The sequence below is a fragment of the Bradyrhizobium sp. SZCCHNR1053 genome, assembly GCF_032381235.1.
Lineage (GTDB): Bacteria > Pseudomonadota > Alphaproteobacteria > Rhizobiales > Xanthobacteraceae > Bradyrhizobium.
Genome location: NZ_JAUHJM010000005.1, coordinates 46,354 through 65,135 on the forward strand (window position 1 = coordinate 46,354; position 18,782 = coordinate 65,135).

General features: G+C 66.0%; 9 protein-coding genes and 1 tRNA gene. 7 read left to right on the forward strand and 3 right to left on the reverse strand.

Translation table 11 applies throughout. From position 1 onward, the window contains the following. Positions 1-106: 106 nt before the first annotated feature. The 3 genes from QX051_RS14395 (at position 107) to QX051_RS14405 (ending at position 3,099) form a co-directional block, all read left to right on the forward strand. Complete coding sequence (locus QX051_RS14395) at positions 107-1,108, forward strand: TRAP transporter substrate-binding protein (protein WP_315776581.1); 1,002 nt, start codon at positions 107-109, stop codon at positions 1,106-1,108. Beyond that, positions 1,101-1,706, forward strand: a complete 606-nt coding sequence (locus QX051_RS14400) for a TRAP transporter small permease (protein ID WP_315776582.1) — start codon at positions 1,101-1,103, stop codon at positions 1,704-1,706. Before QX051_RS14395 ends, QX051_RS14400 begins: the two co-directional genes overlap by 8 nt. 88 nt (positions 1,707-1,794) lie before the next feature. Continuing rightward, complete coding sequence (locus tag QX051_RS14405) at positions 1,795-3,099, forward strand: TRAP transporter large permease subunit (RefSeq protein ID WP_315776583.1); 1,305 nt, start codon at positions 1,795-1,797, stop codon at positions 3,097-3,099. A gap of 6 nt (positions 3,100-3,105) precedes the next feature. Here the strand turns inward: QX051_RS14405 and QX051_RS14410 are convergent, their stop codons facing one another. Then, positions 3,106-4,809, reverse strand: coding sequence for a methyl-accepting chemotaxis protein (locus QX051_RS14410; RefSeq protein WP_315776584.1), 1,704 nt, complete (start codon positions 4,807-4,809; stop codon positions 3,106-3,108). A 126-nt stretch (positions 4,810-4,935) separates the two neighbouring features. On the opposite strand from QX051_RS14410, the gene QX051_RS14415 reads away from it, so the two are divergent. Next, entirely contained in the window at positions 4,936-6,381 is a 1,446-nt protein-coding gene (locus QX051_RS14415; protein ID WP_315776585.1) for a deoxyribodipyrimidine photo-lyase, read from the forward strand. 72 nt (positions 6,382-6,453) lie between these two features. Continuing rightward, a complete protein-coding gene (locus QX051_RS14420; protein ID WP_315776586.1) occupies positions 6,454-6,759 on the forward strand; it encodes a histone in 306 nt (101 codons plus the stop codon). 235 nt (positions 6,760-6,994) lie between these two features. On the opposite strand, the gene QX051_RS14425 is transcribed toward QX051_RS14420, so the two are convergent. Continuing rightward, positions 6,995-7,438 (reverse strand): hypothetical protein, encoded by a 444-nt coding sequence (locus QX051_RS14425; protein ID WP_315776587.1) that lies wholly within the window; start codon positions 7,436-7,438, stop codon positions 6,995-6,997. 221 nt (positions 7,439-7,659) lie between these two features. Here QX051_RS14425 and QX051_RS14430 point away from each other — a divergent pair, with 221 nt between their 5' ends. Together QX051_RS14430 and QX051_RS14435 are read left to right on the forward strand one after the other, a co-directional pair. Next, a complete protein-coding gene (locus QX051_RS14430) occupies positions 7,660-7,920 on the forward strand; it encodes a hypothetical protein (RefSeq protein ID WP_315737659.1) in 261 nt (86 codons plus the stop codon). A gap of 116 nt (positions 7,921-8,036) precedes the next feature. Continuing rightward, positions 8,037-8,113: transfer RNA gene (locus QX051_RS14435), tRNA-Arg, on the forward strand. A gap of 110 nt (positions 8,114-8,223) precedes the next feature. Here QX051_RS14435 and QX051_RS14440 read toward each other — a convergent pair. Beyond that, complete coding sequence (locus QX051_RS14440; RefSeq protein WP_315776588.1) at positions 8,224-18,768, reverse strand: LysM domain-containing protein; 10,545 nt, start codon at positions 18,766-18,768, stop codon at positions 8,224-8,226. Between the last annotated feature and the right edge of the window lie 14 nt (positions 18,769-18,782).

Genomic DNA, 18,782 nt, shown 5'->3' on the forward strand with positions numbered 1-18,782 from the left:
GGAGCCCGCCGCAGGCGGGCGTCTCGAAGGATGGCCGCGAGCATAGTGCTCGCCCAACCTTTTTCGATCTCATGCAAATAGCTCAGCAACGAACCCGGAGACACTCATGATCACGCGACGGACGTTCACGGCAGGTGCAGCTACCCTGCTCGCAGCCAGCCATGTCTCAACGAGGGCACGCGCCGCAACGACGACCTGGGACATGTCCACGGTCTGGCCCGACGGCAACTTCCACACCCAGAATGCGATGGCCTTTGCCGAGGAGGTGAAGAAGCAGACGGGCGGTGCGGTCAACATCACCGTGAAGGCCGGCGGTCAGCTTGGCTTCAAAGGGCCTGAGCATTTGCGCGCCGTGCGCGACGGCCTGGTGCCGCTGGCGGACGTGCTCAACATCCAGCAGGTCGGCGACGAGCCGTTCATGGGTGTCGAGAGCATCCCGTTCCTCGCCGGCTCGATGGACGAGCTCAAGGCGCTGCACAAATATGTGCGGCCCGAGTACGACAAGATCGCCGCGCGCAACAACCAGAAGATCCTCTACATCGTGCCGTGGCCGACGCAGTATCTGCATCTCAAGGTCAAGACGAACGACGTCGCCGGGCTGAAGAACATCAAGATCCGCGTGCCCGACAAGAACGCGGTCGACATGCTCAACGCCATCGGCATGGCCGCTGTCATGATCCCCTGGGGCGAGACGATCCCGGCGCTGGCCTCGGGCGCCGTCGCCGGCGTCTCGACCTCGTCGGTATCGGGTGTCGACGGCAAGTTCTGGGAGTTCCTCAAATACGTCTACCCGACCAACCATGTGTGGTCGTCGCAGATGCTCAACGTGAACCTGGATTCCTGGAAGGCGCTGGCGCCCGAGCAGCAGACAATCATCACCGACATCGCCGCGAAGATGGAGCCGACCTTCTGGGCCAACTCGGTCAAGGCCGACGTCGACAGCCTCAACCGCCTCAAGGAAGGCGGCATGGAAGTCGTTGCGGTCTCCGACGCCATGATGACGGAAATCCGGACCAAGACCGCGCCGCTGATGGACGCCTTCCTCAAGCGCGTGCCCGCCGCCGAAGCGCCGGTGAAGGCCTATCTCGCCGAGATGAAGCGTGGCTGAGGGTCTCGTCACGCCGTCGCCGCGCGAACAGGTGAGCCTCAACGCGGCGGCGCCGGCGCCGCTGCGCATTCTGCTCGACGTCATCGACCGGCTCGGCCGGCTCGATGGCTGGATCGGCGGCGGTTGCCTGCTGACGCTGACGTTGCTGATGCTTGCCGAGGTCACGACGCGGGCGCTGTCGAACGTGCTGCCGTTCTTCCCGCCGACGATCTCGATCGCCTGGGAATACTCGTCCTACCTGATGGCGGCCTCGTTCACCTTCGGCGCCGCCATGACGCTCCGCGTCGGCGGCCACATCCGCGTCGTGCTGCTCCTGAAGAACGTGCCGGCACCGCTGCAGCGCGCGATGGAGGTGCTGGCGGCAGCCGCCGGCTTCGCCTTCATGGCATTCCTGACCTGGGCGATGACGAAGTTCGCCTTTGGCTCGTTCATGCGCGGCCAGGTCTCGACCTCGAGCGACACGCCGCTGTGGTTTCCGCAGGCCGTCGTCACCTTCGGCATGCTGCTGCTGACCCTGCAATTCCTCGCGCGTGCAATCCAGGCCGCGCTGGGGCTGCCCGTGGAGGATCACCGGATGAAGGCCTCGCCGGTCGAATGAAAACGTCCTCCCTCCGTCATGCCCGGGCTTGTCCCGGGCATCCACGTCCCTCCCCGCCCGCCCCACTCACCGCGGACTCCGTCGCCTCATGACCATCGAAGTCATCGCCCTGTTCGCCATCCTGTTCGCGCTGCTCGCCGGCGGCCTGTGGATCGGGCTGACGCTTGCCTTCACCGCAACCCTGCTGCTGGCGATGTTCCGGTCGATCCCGCTGGACAAGCTGCTTCCGCAATATGCCTGGAACATCCTGACCACCCAGGAGCTGCTGGCGCTGCCGCTGTTCATCCTGATGGGCGAGCTGCTATTCCGCACCCGGCTGTCGCGCTCGCTGTTCCAGGGCCTGGCGCCGTGGGCCGGCCTGCTGCCGGGCCGCCTGCTCCACGTCAATGTCATCGGCTGCACCATCTTCGCCGCGATCTCCGGCTCGTCGGCGGCGACGACGCAGGTGATCGGCCGGATGTCGCTCAACGAGCTGCTGCGCCGCGGCTATTCGCGCGACATCGCGATCGGCTCGCTCGCCGGCGCCGGCACGCTCGGCTTCCTGATCCCGCCGTCGAACATCATGATCATCTATGGCGTGCTCGGCGACGTCTCGATCCTCAAGCTGTTCACCGCCGGCGTGCTGCCGGGGCTGCTGCTGGCCGGCACCTTCATGGGCTGGGTGATGCTGCACACCACGCTGAAGCCTTCGATGGTGCCGAAGGCGGAGGCGCTGCTGTCGCAGGTCCCCTGGGCCGAGCGCTTCGCGGCGCTGAAGGACCTGGCGCCGGCCCTGTTCCTGATCGCCTGCGTGCTCGGCTCGATGTATGGCGGCCTCGCCACGCCGTCGGAGGCCGCCGCCGTCGGCGTGCTCGGCGCGGCGCTGGTCGCCTATTTTCAGGGGTCGATGTCGCAGCAGGTGGTGCGCGACGTGATGATCGGCTCGGTCATCACCTGCTCGATGATCGCGCTGATCGTGCTCGGCGCGTCGATCCTCGGCAATGCCGCAGCCTTTCTCGGCATCCCGCAGGCCGTGGCCGCCTTCGTGAAGGGGCTCGGCCTGTCGCCGTTCATGCTGATCGCCGTCCTGATCGTGTTCTACCTGATCCTCGGCTGCTTTCTCGACGGCTTCTCGATGATCGTGATGACCCTCCCGATCGTGCTGCCGATCGTGAAGGGCGCCGGCTTCGACGAGGTCTGGTTCGGGATCTTCCTGGTGCTTGCCGTCGAGATGGCCCAGATCACGCCGCCGGTCGGCTTCAACCTGTTCGTGATTCAGGGACTGACGGAGGACGGTCTCGGCTACATCGCCCGCGTGACCGCCCCCTACCTCGTCATCATGATCGCCTTCGTGCTGCTGCTCACGCTGTTCCCGGGCATCGTGACCATCCTGCCACGATTGCTCTACGGGTAGCGCTTGTCAGGCCGCGCGCATCCCGTCGAGGAACTTCTGCACCTCGGCCTTCAGCCGCAGGCTCTCGCTGGACAGCGCCTGGGCCGACGCGAACATCCGGTTGGAGCTTTCGCCGGTCTCGCCTGCCCCACGTGCCGCGCTGCGGATGTTCTCGACGACCTCTGCGGTGCCGGTCGCGGCCGAGCGGACGCTCTGGGTGATGTTCTGCGTGGCGGCGCGCTGCTGTTCGACGGCGGCCGAGATCGAGGCGGCGATCCCGTTGATGCGCTCGATGGTCGAGCCGATCGCCTTGATGGCGTCGACCGATTCCTGGGTCACGGTCTGCATGTTGGCGATCTGGCTGGAGATCTCCTCCGTCGCCTTGGCGGTCTGCCCGGCCAGGGTCTTGACCTCCTGAGCGACCACCGCGAAGCCGCGGCCGGCATCGCCGGCCCGGGCCGCCTCGATGGTGGCGTTGAGCGCCAGCAGGTTGGTCTGCTCGGCGATCGAGGTGATCAGCTTGACGACGTCGCCGATGCGGTTGCCGGCGTCGGAGAGCTCCTTGATGCGCTGGTCGGTCGCGGTCGCCTGGTTGACTGCCTCGGCGGCGATGGCGTTGGACTCCTGCACGCGACGGATGATCTCGGCGATCGAGCCGGACAGCTCGTCCGAGGCAACGGCCGCGCTGCGGACGTGCTCGGAGGCGGTTTCCGAAGCGCCGGCCGAATGGCCGGACAGGTCGGCGGTGGTCCGCGCGGTCTGGGTGAGCTGGCGCGCCTCGCGCTCGAACTCGCCCGACGAGGTCAAGACGTTCTCGATGATGCCGCCGATGCTGGCCTGGAACGAATCGACGAAACGCTGCAGCTCGGCCTTGCGCTGCTCGACGGCCGCGGCGGCCGCAGCCGTCTGCTCCTCGCGCATCCGGCGCCGCTCGCTCGCGGCACTGCGGAACACGACCAGGCTGCGGGCGATCTCACCGATCTCGTCGCTGCGGTCATCGGACTTGATCGCAACGTCCTCGCGGCCCTCGGCGATGGCGGTGAGCGCGTCGGTCACCGCGGCGAGAGGCTTGGTGACGCGGCGCACCGCCAGCATGGTCAGGCCGAGCACCAGCAGCGCGGCGATCGCAGCGGCGACGACCATGGTCCGCATCGCCTGCGACAGCATGGCGTCGAGCTCGGCCATGGGCACGCCGACATACAGAATGCCGATCACCTTTCCAGCCGGATTGGTGACGGGAAAATAAGCGGTCATGAACGACTTGCCGAACAGCGTCGCGGGGCCCTTGTAAGCCTCGCCGCGGCGCAGCAGCGCCTGCGCCGGATGATCCGCGGCAAGCTGGGTGCCCACGGCGCGGTCGCCATTCTCCTTCTTCACGTTGGTCGAGCGGCGGACGAACTGGCCGCTGTCATCGACCACGAACAGCGTGGCGCTGCCGCCGACATAGGACACCGCGCGATCGACGATCGCGTGATCCTTGATCTCGGGAATCGCCGTAATCTCGATGCGCGTAACGACGCCGTTCTGCACGCTGACTTTCGCGTCCTTGAACGTTTCGGTGAACGTCAGCGCAAAGGTGCGCAGATTGCCTTCGATGTCGCGCTTGGCGCGGTCGGCGAAGTCAGAGGACAGCGACCAGTACGCTGCGCCGACGACCAGGGCGGTATTCAGGGCGATCACGACAACGGCGCCGATCAGCGCCTTGGTGCCGAGCTTCAATTTGACGGACACGTCATAAACCTTCCAGGGGAACTGCAACTGAATCTCAAAGTGCCCGTAGTTCGTTTCAAAGCAGTTATTTTCCGGAGCGTAGAATACCGGAACTCTCTATAAAAACGGCAGTAAGATACCCTGATCATGTCCTCCTCCCCCATCATCGTGTGGTTTCGCGAGAGCCTGCGGCTCTCTGACCACCCCGCGTTGTATGAAGCAGCAAGGTCGGGCACTCGGATCGTTTGTAGTTACGTCCACGATCAGGAAAGCCCTGGGTTGCGTCCGCTCGGCGGCGCGACGCGCTGGTGGCTCGCGCAATCGTTGCGTGCACTCCAGGCCGATCTACATGCGCTCGGCGCCGGGCTCGTGATCCGCCGCGGAGCCGCGGCCGAGGTGCTCTGCGAACTGGCGCGTGAGACCAAGGCCGGCGCGGTGTACTGGAACGATGTCGCGCAGGCCGCTCCCCGCGCCGTGGCTGCCGATGTCGAAGCAGCACTCGCCGAGATCGGCGTCTCTTCACGCGTGCTTCCCGATGACCTTCTGGTCGATCCGGCCGAGTTGCGCGGCAAGGATGGACGCGGGCCGCGCGTGTTCACGCCGTTCTGGAAGCGCGTGCTCGCTCTGGGTGATCCGCCGAAGCCGCTGCCGCGGCCGGCCCGGCTGTCGCACGGCCCCGGCGGCGCGAGCTTGCCGATCGACGAGCTCGCGCTCGAGCCACGCAAGCCCGACTGGGCGGGCGGTCTGCGCGCGTCATGGCAAGCCGGCGAGCGCGCGGCACAGGCGCGCCTCGCCAGCTTTCTCGAAACGGCCGTTCAGACCTATGCCGCCGATCGCGACCGGCCCGACATCGAGGCGACCTCCCGGCTGTCGCCGCATCTGCGCTTCGGCGAGATCAGCCCGCGCCAGGTCTGGCATGCGGCGCGATTTGCCGCCGCCGAGCGTCCGGCTTCCGCCGCCGGCATCGACAAGTTCCTGAGCGAGCTCGGCTGGCGCGAGTTCAGCCGCCACCTGCTCTACAACAATCCCGACCTCGCAACCCGCAACCTGCAGCCGTCATTCGACGCCTTTCCCTGGGCTCAGGATGATGCAGCGCTGCAGGCCTGGCAGCGCGGGCGAACCGGATATCCGATCGTCGACGCCGGCATGCGCGAGCTCTGGCATACCGGAAGCATGCACAACCGCGTCCGTATGGTGGTCGCCTCGCTGCTCGTGAAGCACCTTCTGATCGACTGGCGGCTCGGCGAACAGTGGTTCTGGGACACGCTGGTCGACGCCGACCCGGGCAGCAATCCGGCAAGTTGGCAATGGGTTGCAGGATCGGGCGCCGACGCCGCGCCGTACTTCCGCGTCTTCAATCCCGTGCTGCAGGGCGAGAAGTTCGATTCTCACGGGACCTATGTCCGCCGCTGGGTGCCGGAGCTGGCGCGCCTGCCGGCCGCGCTGGTCCACCAGCCCTGGGCGGCAAAGCCGCTCGAGCTCGCGGAGGCCGGGGTTGCACTCGGCCGCACCTACCCGGCGCCGTTCGTGGATCACAAGCCCGGGCGGGAGCGCGCGCTGGCAGCCTACGCGAGCTTGCGCACAAGTGATTAGTTGGGGTGCGCTTTGACAGCACGGAGAATCCAGCTATCGTCGCAGGGTTTCCAACAAATCGGGGGACCCGATATGGACGACACTCCACTCTCTGACCCGACCGTGACCGAGACCAGCATGCCCGCCGAGGCGCCGAAGGATCCGGTGATCACGACGGCACCTAAGGCCCGGCGAGCGGCCAAGAAGACCGCGAAGAAGACCTCCAAGAAGGCTGCACCCAAGCGGGCCGCCGCCAAGGCCAAGAAGGTCGCGACCAAGAAGTCCGCCAAGAAGACTGTGAAGAAGACCGTGAAGAAGGCGGCCAAGAAAGCTGCGAAGAAGACGGCCAAGAAGGCCACCAAGAAAGCGGCCAAGAAGACGAAGAAGGCCAAGCGCTGATTCTGCTCGGCCCGGCCTGAAGGCAGGCGATCGGCTTGCCCGGCCGACTCGGCGAAACAATCCAGTGCCCGGTCGTGGGGGACAATCTGGCGCTGGATTGTTTCGTGAGGTGTCGTCCGGATGCCGGCCCGGAACCACGATCCGGTGTCCAGGGCATAACGCAGCAAACATGCGGCACCCGGCGCGACGATCGGAGCCGTCGGAGAGGCCGGCGTCTCGAGGAGGAACGTCGTCCTCACCAGACGTCAGGACAGGGGTCGACGATCTTCCAGAGCTCGATGCCGTTCTTGATCCGCTTCATCTCGGTGGTGAGCCCGCCGTTGCGCCGGATCCAGTCCTTCACCGAATCGGGGTAATAGGACATCAGCTCGGACGTCCCCTCCACGCTGGTGACCTTGATGCCGAACGTGAACGCCTTGTCGTAATAGGCCTGGTGGAAGCCGAGGCTGGCCCTGGGCGTGACGCAGATCCTGTTGAGCGGCACCAAGCCGAAGACGAGCGTACAGGCCGAATTGCAGATGCCGTCGATGATGACGCGCTGATGCGTTTCCCGGATGTGCTTGTACTTGGCCTTGTACTCTTCGATGTAGCCACCATGATCGCGCGTAATGTGCAAATCCGCACGCGCCGGGCTAGCGGCGACCAGCAGGAGCACGACGCTTGGGATCAGGCGATTCATGGATCGGACGGCAAACCCGGTCTTTTCTGGCGCTGTCGCGACAACGCCTCGAGCCCAATGCACGACGGCACTGCCGGACCTTGTCATGGCTCCTTAAGCATGCGGAAAAGGCCAAAATTTTGACGAACTATCGCCTTTTGCGCACCCTTTCCGCCACTTCCGCGTTAGGCTACCGGCCAGACGGCCGGCCTTGACGTCGTTTTCCGGAGAAGAGAAAAGTCATGAGCAAGCTCGCATCCCTCGCCGCCGCCTTGATCGTGTCAACTGCCGCCCTGGTGCCCGCCACGTCCGAGGCACGCAGCCATCATCGGCATCATCGCCACCACTACGGGCTGCCCTACGCCATCAGCTTCCTGCACAATTATGGCCCCGGCCCGCTGCCCGGCACCTTTGCGTTCTATGACGGTCCTTCCACCAACCACTGCTACCAGAGCTCGGCCGCCTATATCGGCCAGGACCGACGCCGGCATCCCTGCTTCTGATGCCATCCGGGGACGCTGAGCCAGCTTCGGCGAACGACCATTCATGCGCGGCGGAGGCTGGCCTTGCCCATCCAAGTCTGGTATCCCGGTGACGCGGGAGATTTGGCCCGCACCGCGCGCTCGTAGCTCAGCTGGATAGAGCATCGGATTTCGATTCCGAGGGTCGGGAGTTCGAATCTCTCCGAGCGCGCCAGCCATCACCCGACCCAGCACTCGACCCTTGAGCCCGTACCACCCGACGCTGCGGGCGGCATGTCCAGATGATCTCCGGCGACGGCCGCAGTTTCGATGCCGGTACCGCCTTCAGGCGCTCGCGACGTCGTGAGTGAGCCGGCCGACCTGGATCAACGGCTGCGTCGCATCGCCGACGCCACCGAAGACCTTCAGCTCGATCTCGACGCGGGCATGGCCCGACGTCGTTGGCTTGGTCGTCGCCCGCCACGTATCGATCATCTGCGCGAACGGGGCCACGAAGGGCGGCTTCACGCCCGGATCGACCGCTGACGGGGTCGGCGTCAGCAGGTTGATCGGCAGCCGTACGCGCGGGATCGCCGGCTGGCCGGCTACGACCTCGTAGCTGTACATGCCCTGCATCGCGACCTCGTCGCTGGTGCTGCCATTGCCGTCAGCATAGAGTCCCGCGAAGAACTTGGTCAGGCGCGCGTCGAGGTCGCCGGAGGCGCCCGACATCGCGTCGAGCGAGAACGCCGTGTAGTTCAGCTGCGGGACCACCGTGGACGCGAAACGCACCTCGGGCGTCTGAAACAGGAATGCCGGATTGGTGCTGGTGGTCTTGAGATCTGCCAGCGGGAACAGCGCGAGATTGCGCTGCACGAACACCGACGCCCAGCCGCTCTGGTACAGCAGCACATCGAGCGGAGCGATCGACACCGTCCGCGCCGGCAGCCCGCGCGCCTCCGCTTCGCGGAGATAGACCGTCTTGCCGTCGACCTGACGCGTATAGACGTAGGCGATCTCTACACCAGGGGGGAGTTCCGCCGGAGGCACGGCTTGGGCCGTATAGAGCTCGGGCGCGATGATTGCGATCACGGGCGCCGGAAGCGTGGTGGTGCCGTTCGAGATCGTATTGGCCGCCGCATTCCAGCTCGCCGCCACGCCATCGATGGTGATGTTGACGAGATTGGTGCGCGCGTGCCCGTCGCTGGTGCTGTCGAGCGTCGACATAAACTTCACGATCATATGCGCCGGTGCGACCGCCAGCCTTGCAGGCCCGACCGTCTCCCGCGCATAGGCATCCGCGATCTGCCTGGTCTCAAGGGCAAAGGCAGCGGTCGCCTTGCGCGCAGCGGCCAGCGTCGCCGGATCCGGCTCGGCGCCATCGATGCCGACCAGATACTGGTTGAGATCGCGCAGGATCGCCGGATAGTTGGTGACGAATTGCGCGAGCGCGGTGAACAGGTCGGGCTCGCCGCTCAACCTGGCCGAGCCGCGCAGCGTCGGCTCGGTCGGCCGGTTGAACTCCATCGTGCAGGACACCGCGTCGGCTGCCGCCTGCTGATAGAGATAGTCGAACGAATAACCCCAGGCGTTCAGCTTCGATGGATCGGTCGTGCCCTCGCCGGTGAGCTGCCGTGCCTGCTGCGCGGAGACCGTCGGCGGCGTCGGCAGATCGCGGTTGACCACGGGAATGTTGGTGACCTGCGTCCCCAGCGGATAGCTGAACGGCCCGTTGACGAAGGCGAGCCATCGCGAATCGACATAGCCGTCGATTCCGGGGACGGTACGCCGCTCGAATTCGAGATGAGTGAGCGAGAGCGTGAGCTCGAGCGGCACATAGGCCTGGTCGACGACGTTCTTGGTGGCGAACACGAAGGCCAGCCGCGGATCGTACCAGGTCTTGCTGGCGGGATCGTAGACCTCGCCGAGCGGAATGCGCGTCGGCGTCAGTGTGAAATTCTGATTGTCCGCGGCGCCCTTGATGCTGCCGCCCGGCTGACCATAGAAGTTCGGCGGACCGGCCGGGTTGCTGTCGCCTCCGCCGGTCACCTCGGTCAATCCGAACACGACGGCCGCACCGGCGCGATAGGCTGCGCCGAGCTGGTTGAGCAGCTGCTGGCGCAGCTTCTCGCTGGCGGCGAATCCGGTTGAAGGATCGCCCGCGCTGGTCGACAGCACCGGCAGCGTCTTCAGGCCGATCGTATCGGCCAGGGATTCCTTGGCCGACAGCACGCTTCCCAGCGAACCGTCCTTGAGCGGATCGGTCACGCCGTCAATCCGGTCGAGGATGAAGGCGTGCGGCGCGTAGTCGGCCGACAGGAACTGATCGATTGCATCCAGCGCGCTCTGGAACCACTGGTTCAGGTCGACGCCGTCGAGATGCAGCGTGTCGGTGTCGCCGCTGTCATAGCGCGTGATCGCCGCATCGCCGCTGGCCAGCGCCTTGGCGATCGGCTTCGGCGCGAAATAGCTCGGTGACGTGCCGAGCTTGAAATGGATGCCCTGCCCTGCCGCCTTGCCGAAGCGCACCGCCCAGAGCTGCTGAGCGCCGTCGGCCGCATCCTCGCCGTCGCGGGACAGCCCCTGCCCGACCTTGAGATACCAGTCGGCAGTGGCGAACACGGCCTCGACCGCTTTGCTGAACACCGTATAGGACACATTGCCGTCGCCATCGGCACGCGGCAGGATCGCCGCGGCCACGCCGCTGCCGCCCTGCAACGCCGCCACCGCCGGATCGACCAGCAGCGGATTGCGGCTGAACGCGAGTGTTACATCCAGCTCGAGGATGTTGCCGGCGGCGATCGCATTGACGTCGACCGGAAGCGACAGGGTCACAGCCGGGGCGGCGGGCACCTGGCCGCGCGTCACGAGCTTCAGATACAGCACGCAGGCGCGCACATAGCCGCGAATGATGTCCGCCTGCGGGTCGCTGAGGTCCACATCGGGCTTGGCCATCAGCGAATTCGATAGCCGCATCGCCACCGCGTTGCCGGAGACGCCCGGCACATGCACGGCGACATCGGCCGAATAGTCCTGATGCAGCTGATAATAGATCCGGGTGTAGAGCGAGAGATCGTCGGCGGCCCGGGCCGCGCCGTCCGGCCCAGCATAGGCGGCGGCGTTGAGGGACAGAACGAGCTTGAACGCGGCACCGGCCGTGCCGTCATAGCTGTAGCTGGCGTTGGTATTGATCCAGGACCCCAGCCCGATCAGCTCGTCGCGATACAGCATCGGCACCGCCGCACCGTTGAGCGCGCCGCGGTACCCTTGCGGCGGTGCCTCGAACGGCGTCACCGTGGTGTTGCCGAAGATGTCGCGCCATTGCAGCGCGACCTGCGCCATGGTGCCGACGCCGAGATAGGGGTTGGCTGCCTTCGGCGGCAGATCCGGATCAGACGGGTCCGGCGCGGCGTTGACCAGCGCGAACTGCGCGCCGATGCCGATCGATTGGCGATAGTCGAAATCGGCGAGGGCAACCTGCGCCAACCGGTTGCCGCGCGTCCGCGCCGAGCGCGCATGGCTCTCGAACGCGCCGGACTGATCGTCGTCATGGTCCTGAGGACCGAACGGCATGCCCAGCGGAGTAGCCTTGTAGAAGACGTTGCCCGCGAGCCCCGCGGCCAGCGAGGTGTAGAGCTGATACATTGTCTTCTTGGCAAAGTCCGGCGCCGCTGGATCGTCCGGCGGCAGGCCGAGATTGTCGCGCGTCAACGAGAACCCGATGTTCTGCGGCGGCAGCTGGTCGCGCAGCGAGAACAGCTGCGGGTCGAGATCGAGCACGGCATTGACCGGGAACAGTCCGGGCGCTGCGCTGGCGCCACGGGCGATCAGGTCGACATCCAACCCGTAATAGGCGGCCATGCTGGCAAAGCTCATCCCGGGCGCGGCGGAGGAACTGACCTGATAGGTCAGCGGCGGGATGTAGAAGACGGCCGCGAGCGCAACAGCGACTTGCGGATTGAACGCGGCGATGTCCTGGCCGCTGATGGAGTGGATGGCGCCGGCAGAGAACAGCCTGGCGAGCTTGTCGAGGGTGGCCTGCGCGTCGATGGACCCGCCGGCACCGCGGACCAGATCCGCGTCGGTCAGTTGGCGCACCGCGCCCACGATCGGCACCAGCGCGCCCGCGGCGAGCGGCTTGGTCGCGTTGACCTCGGCGATCCGCCCGGGCCCAGGGCCGTAGATCGCCGCGAGCGCATCGAGCGATGCCCCCGCCGCAACCGGCGCCGTCTGGCCTGTCGAGGCGAGCGACACCGTCTGTACCAGATCGCTCTGCGGATCGACGGCGTCGGTTGTCATGAAGGCGTTGACGAAATCGGGAAGCGTGGTGCCGAACGACTCGCTGCCTTTCGTAGCGAACGTCACGACCACCGTCACTACGCCCGAGCCGGAGGAATCGAAGACGGCGGCCGGCAAGCCCTCGCCGCTTTCGACGTTCTCGTAATAGAGATAGTAGCCGCCGCTGCGGACCGTGCTGAGCTCCCACATCAGGCGGATGAACTGCGCCGGGGAGTTGGCAATGCCGCGCGGCGGAGCGTCCTCGGTAGCCAGCGTCAGCCGGAGCGCCGCCGCCGGATTGGTCTCGGTCGAGAGGTTGGTCTGGGTGATGAAGGCGAGGAAGTTGGCATCCGCAGGCGTCACCAGCATCGGCGCGCCGGGTCCGGACTGGTTGTAGAGCAGGAAGACGGCGGAGGCGATGCCTTCGCCCAGGGCGTCCATGGCGGTCAGGATGCGCTGCAGTCGCACCGCATCCTCCGAGCTGGGGCCAACCAACTCATAGACGAACGGCAGCGACGGCGCGGATGCCGGACCGCTCGGCAGATCGCCTGCGCCCACGCCCTGCGCGGCCAACGCCGCCGCGTCGGGCAGACGCTTGATCTGAACGTCGAGCCGCGTGCACCAGGCCCAACGTGCGATGTCGGCATAGTCGGTGCGTCCCGTTGCAGGATTGCTGCGCCCGGTCTGCGGCTGGAATTTCGGCAGCAGCGCGAAGGTCGAACGAAGATCCGGCATGACGGCGCGGATCGACTGCTCCCGCGTGGCGACCAGATTGGTCTGCGCCGGCGGCAGGCTCCACAGCGTCGGCTGCACCTGCGCGCCGGCATCGGCCGCCGCGGCCACGCCGCTGCGGTTCGTCAGGGCCAACAGGCTCGCGACGGAGCCGCTCGACCAGCGCGCGTAGCCGCTGGCGGTAAACGGCCGCGGCTGGCGCTCGGCGAGCGGCAGCGCCGCAAATGTCGGGCTCGGGACGAAATTGCCCGGCCCCCTGGCCCAGCTGACGACCACATCGAGCGCCGCATAGGCCTGGCTCAGATCAACCTCCATGCTGAGGTCGGTGCCGTCGTTCAGCAAGATGAAATCGAGCGGGACGCCGTGGCTCTGAGTCTCGCGTGCGAAGCCGACCTTGTAGCTCGTGGCAGAACTGGGTGTCGGAAACTGCTGGCCGGTGAGCTGATAGACTCCATAGGCCGACTGCGTCCTCGGATAGAGGAACGCATTGGACAGCGTCAATCCGTCCTGGACCGGTAGCCGCAACCCATAGACCAGGAAGCGCGAGACCATGCCGGCGGTCTGCCCGACCTGACCCGTGGCCGCGATGGCCGACCACAGCGCGCCAACCGACAGGGCCTGAAGATTGGCGACCGTGAGCAGGCCGCGCTCCGCCTGCACGGAGAACAGGCCGGCGACGCCGCGATTGGCGTCCGCAACCGCAACGGCGGTGGTCTGGAAGAGGCTCGCCACCGTCGCCAGCGTATCGGATGACGGGCCGGATGTCCCTGCGGTCTTGTAGGCGATCGGCCAGATCGCGAGCGGCAAGGTCGGCTGCAGCAGGCCGGCGACGCCGTAGAGCACGCTCTGTGCAGCCAGCGCGTCGATCGAGATCGCGCCGAGTTGCAGCGCGACATCGTCGAAACTGTCGCCCTGCCGCGTCACATAGATCTGCTCCTGACCCTGGCTGTTGGTGAGCAGCAGGACGACGCCGCCCTGCAGCATGTGGCGGGACCGGTTGGCCACGATCAGGCGGTCCGGCGTCGTGGTCCAGCGCGGAGGCGACGCCGCATCGGAATAGCGGCCAGCGATGCCTTGCAGCGTGTCCCCGCTCTGCACCACATATTCGAGGCCGTCGACATGCAGCGACAGCCCGGCCCCCAAGGCATGATCGACGTTGGGCTGCACGATATCGGCAATCGTCAAGGAATTGCCGGCGATCCCGTTCAGCTCATCCAGGATACCACCGACGTTGCTCGTCGGTGTCAACGGATAGGCATAGCTCTGCAGCGCGTCGGCCGCGGCCTGGAGCAATTGGCGTGCGATCAGGGTGAAGGTGTCGACGAACACCAGGGCCGCCATCGACTCCGCCGAGCTCGTATCGGTCTCCGCGGCAAGCCGGCGCGTTTCCTTGTTCTGGGCCGCGATGTTCGCGGCGACCTGCGCGAATATCTTGCTGACCGCGGTCGCGTAGCCGGGCGTGGCCGTGGTGTAGGTCTCGAACGCGATCGGCGAGGTCTGGCCACCGGACATGCCGGGGACCTGCAGCTTCAATCCGTCGAACACCGGAAACAGCACCGAACCGGCATCGAGCTTGGTCTTCAGCCCCGACGATTGCGCCGTCGCCGGATTGAAGATGTCGAGCGTGAATCCGTCGGCCAGGAACTGCAGCAGGCCCTTGATCGACAGGAACGGATCGGCCGTGTCGGCGAGACGCGCGACATAGGCCTCGAGCTGGGTGAGCGTCACCGACGTGGCCAGCGTCTCGGCGAGCTCGGCCGCATCGCCGCTCTCGTTGCCCAGCGCATCGATGATCCAGGGGAAGTAGACCTCGGCCAGCACATCGAACGACGTCTTCGTCGCGGACGGCACGCTCGCGGCGGCATCCGGCGCGTCCATCGCGAGCAGGAGCACGAATGCCCCCTGGTTCGAGGCTGCGTCCGTGGCCCCCTCCGGAGCAAGCACAGTGTACTGTGCGCCGGCCATCAGCGACAGTCTCGGCTTGTCGCCGGCGGTGGCGGCAAGTCCCATGCGATGAGCGGCGGCCGGCGCCAGCCGCTTCGGCCGCGGCTTCAGGCTGCGCGCCAGCCGCATGGCCGCGTCCGGTCCGCGTGCATGGGCCCGCTGCATCAGCAAGGCATCCGCGCGCGCCCCCTGGACCTCCCACGGCGCCGTACTGGTCTGTCCGATCACAAAGGTCGCGGAGACTTGAGCCGAGAACGACAGGCTGATCGAAATCGAGAACAGGCCGAGGTTGATCTTGACCTTGAGGCTGATCGTCACGCTCGCGCTGGCGATCACTGGAATCTCGCGATAGCTCGCATAGGTGAGCTGGATCGACAGCACAATCTTGACGTTGACCGAGGCCGAAATGATCGCGAAATCGACGCTGCCGTACAGCAGGCCGATGATGCCGACCGTTCCCGACAGCTTGAAGTAATAGTCGCTCTGCAGCGCACCGCTGCTGGCGCGCGATGCCAGCGTGCGCGCGGGATTGTAGGGATGCCACGGCGCCACGACGCCTTCGACGATGCCGAACACCGTGAGCGCGAAGCCCGCCTTCAGAGGCCCCTTCTCGAAATTGTAGCCCAGGCCGAGCTGCAGTCCGATGCCGAACTCGATGACGGGATCGAAAGTGCCGAGGTTGGTCTTCGGGATCTTGGTCGATGTCGCATTAGAGAGTTTTCCGATGTAGAAGCCGCCCGCGCCCAGCACCGGCACGCCGTACACGATCACCGAGATCGAGAAGGAGCGGCGGAAATCGAGATTGTACGGGAAGCCGATGTCGATGAAGAAATCGCCGTTGGTGTAGACCTTGATCCCGAGCTGCGGCAGCGTGATCGACACCGCGCCGAAATTGAGGTTGCGGATGATGTCCGGGAAGGTGAAGTCGATCTGGTAGACGCCGATGTCGTCGGTGATCTTCTTGTAGAGGATGTCGACGACGAGATTGGCGAGCCCGCCCATCTTCTCGCCGGCGAGCGCCAGCCGCAGGCCATAGAGATTGGGGTCGTTGAACACCAGCATGGCATCGATCGACCAGGCGCCGGCCACTTTCATCAGGCCGAGATGCCCGGCAATGAGCCAGTTGTTGGACTGGTCGTAATAGGGCAGTCCGGGCGTCCCGCCGTCGTCCGCATTGGGATCGACCGGATTCATCTTGCCCGTCGTGCTGGGGACGGACTGCAGTGCGCAGATCACTTCCTTGGTACTGTTGAAGCTGGAATGGCCGGTGATGCCGATGCGCTGTCCGAGCACCAGCAGGAACAGCTTGAACCATTCCTCGCCCCGGCCGGGCACCGACGGCAGGTTCTGCACGTCCTGCCCCTTGGCGGGATCGAGCAGATTCTTGAATGCCGGATCATCGGCGACGAGCGGGCTCGAGCCCTCGATGGCGAGGGTCACCTTGCCGTCGGTGCCGCGGCGGAAGGTCAGCGCCGTGATGCTGATGAAGCCGAGATTGATCGGGCTCGACAGCTCGTAGCTGGCCGAAAGGCGTTGCGAGAAGCTCTCGCCGCTCTTGAGCGAGACGTTGACACGCAGCGCATCGAGCGAAATCTGGTTGAGCAGGTCCCATGGCGAATCCAGCGTGAAGTAGGGATTGCCGAGCGTACGCACCAGCGCCTGCACCAGCGACCCGATGCTCCAGCCCTTGAGGCTGAAGGTGACCTGCTCCTTGCCGCTCTCCCAATCCGCGCGGAATCCTTCCCACTCGACGAACAGGATGTTGTTGGAGCCCGCCTCCGTCGTCTTGAACTCATAGCCCATCGTGAGCTTGAGGTTGATCGCCGAATAGACCCAGGTTCCCTGCGCGAAGCCGGAGAACTGTTGCTGGGCCGGCTTCTGGCCGTCATAGCTGACGCCGAGCCGCGCCGGATCGATGCCGACGGTCTGATCGCCGAAGGTGAACGTCCAGCTGAAACCGACGGTGATGTCGTAGCTCGTCTTCAGCTCGCCCTGCTCGGCCGGAATGGTCGCGGTGATCGCAAATTCGGCGATGATGAGATCTCCGGGCAGGAAGCTGGGGAATCCATAGGCGCTGCCGGGCGAAAAGAACTGGTTGATCAGTTCCGAGACCTCGAGCGGCTCCTCCAGCGAGGCGGCGAGGTCCCACCGCTTCGGCGTTTCGAACCCGTCATAGGTCACGCTGACCTTGGTGTGCAACGGCCCGACATCGAGGAAGCCTCCGACGCTCGACTTCCATTGCGTCTGCGAGGCGGTCTGCAGCGCGACCACTCGCGAGGTCCGGAGCATCGGCAGCGGCGCCGCGCGCAACAGCGTCGTCGCATTGCCCCCGTCTGGCGTCTGCGTCGGAGTCTGCGCCGCGATTGAGACCGTTCCCTCCCGCACGGCAAGGATCGGCTGGTTGTTGATCTTGAGCAGATTGAGCGTCAGGCTGAAGCCAGCATCGAACTGAAAGCTCTGCGCGCTGTAATCGACCGCGACCGCGATGTCGCCAAGTTCGAAATCGCCGACATTCTCGACGTCGAGCACGACGGCACCGCCGGACAGGGCCGTCAGGAAGTCGCTCAGCTTCGCGGTCCCGGCGAAGGACGCGAAGAACTGCTTCGCGGAGGTGAACTGGACGGTGAACACGCCGTCGCCCTCGCCGTCCGGCCCCTTGAAGACGCTGGGCGCCAGTACGAACTCGGTCGTGAAGTCGTAGGTCTGCTGCCGCTTCGTGCCGTCGAACGGATAGGCCATCGACCATTGCAGCGCGAAGCTCGTGATCTTGAAGTCGAGGACGCCGGTCGGCGGCAGGATCTGCCAGCTCGTATCCTTCGAGCTGCCGATCTCGATCGAGACCGCCGTGATCGTCGGCGAGCGGCCGAGCGTGCCGGCGATCGAGAAGCCGTTGAGACCGACGAAGGCGAGGAACTGCTGCAGCACGTCCGGAGTCGCGGCGAGATAGCCGCCATTGCCGCCCATCACCTCGATCACCGTGGCCGGCGTCAGCGGCGCGCCGCCTTCGACGACCGCGAGCGCCACCGAATAGCTGGTGTCCGCGCCGGGCGTGATCTCGACGTCGAGCTGATAGGAGCCGGTGCTGCCGACGTCGAACTGCGAGGAGATCGCGAGCGTCGGCGCCTGATCGCCGGCATCCGGATCGGCGGGATCGGCCAGCACCAGCACGCCATCGACCTCGTCCGCGCCATCGGGCGCGGGAATGGTCAGAGCCAGGCTCGGATCCTTGACCGTGAACTGCGACGCGAGCTTGAACGTGCCGTCCTGGATCGCGGCCCGCAACTGCCCCGGCGGGAACAGCACGGTCTCGCCGTTGAAGATGCCCATGTTGAGCGCGCCGCTCAGCAGCAGATCGCCGGCCGGCGCGGTGAGGCCAGGAAACAGCAGCAGGAACGGCTTGGCGACATCCGGCAGAGCGACCTTGGCAACGAAATTCTGCACCGCGCCGCCGCTCACGGCACGCCCTGCGGAGTCACCATACGGGTAGGTGCCGGTCGCCGTCGAGAACACGAAGCTGACGTTCTTCAGCGTGCCGAATTGATTGAACGGGAAGCCCCCCATGAAGGCGAAGCTGCTGGTCCAGGTCCAGTTCGACGGCGTCGCCTCGGCCTGCACGATCAGTTGGTCGCCGTCCACGGTGAACACGAGCGTGGCCTTCGCGGCCAGCGGGGTCGCGGCGCCGATGAAGGGGATCGTCGCCGACTGCACCGTGAACGCCGTCCCCTCGACCGGGCCGACGTCGGATTTTGCCACCGTCACCTTGAAGTCGGCAGCGGCCTTGAGGAAAAAGGCCTGGCTCAGCCAAGTGTCGTAGTCGGCGGGAACCTTCACGGCGGGATCGGCGAGGCCTGCCGTCAGGAACGCTGCATCGAGCGCGAAGGCCGTGTCGCCGGCGGCGGCCTCGACAGCGGCGCGAAGATTGTCGATAGCGCTCATGAGCCGGCGCTCCC

Coding starts and splice junctions, on each gene's coding strand:
- QX051_RS14395 (WP_315776581.1), top strand. CDS start 107: ATGATCACGCGACGGACGTTCACGGCAGGTGCAGCTACCCTGCTCGCA.
- QX051_RS14405 (WP_315776583.1), top strand. CDS start 1,795: ATGACCATCGAAGTCATCGCCCTGTTCGCCATCCTGTTCGCGCTGCTC.
- QX051_RS14415 (WP_315776585.1), top strand. CDS start 4,936: ATGTCCTCCTCCCCCATCATCGTGTGGTTTCGCGAGAGCCTGCGGCTC.
- QX051_RS14420 (WP_315776586.1), top strand. CDS start 6,454: ATGGACGACACTCCACTCTCTGACCCGACCGTGACCGAGACCAGCATG.
- QX051_RS14425 (WP_315776587.1), bottom strand. CDS start 7,438: ATGAATCGCCTGATCCCAAGCGTCGTGCTCCTGCTGGTCGCCGCTAGC.
- QX051_RS14430 (WP_315737659.1), top strand. CDS start 7,660: ATGAGCAAGCTCGCATCCCTCGCCGCCGCCTTGATCGTGTCAACTGCC.
- QX051_RS14440 (WP_315776588.1), bottom strand. CDS start 18,768: ATGAGCGCTATCGACAATCTTCGCGCCGCTGTCGAGGCCGCCGCCGGC.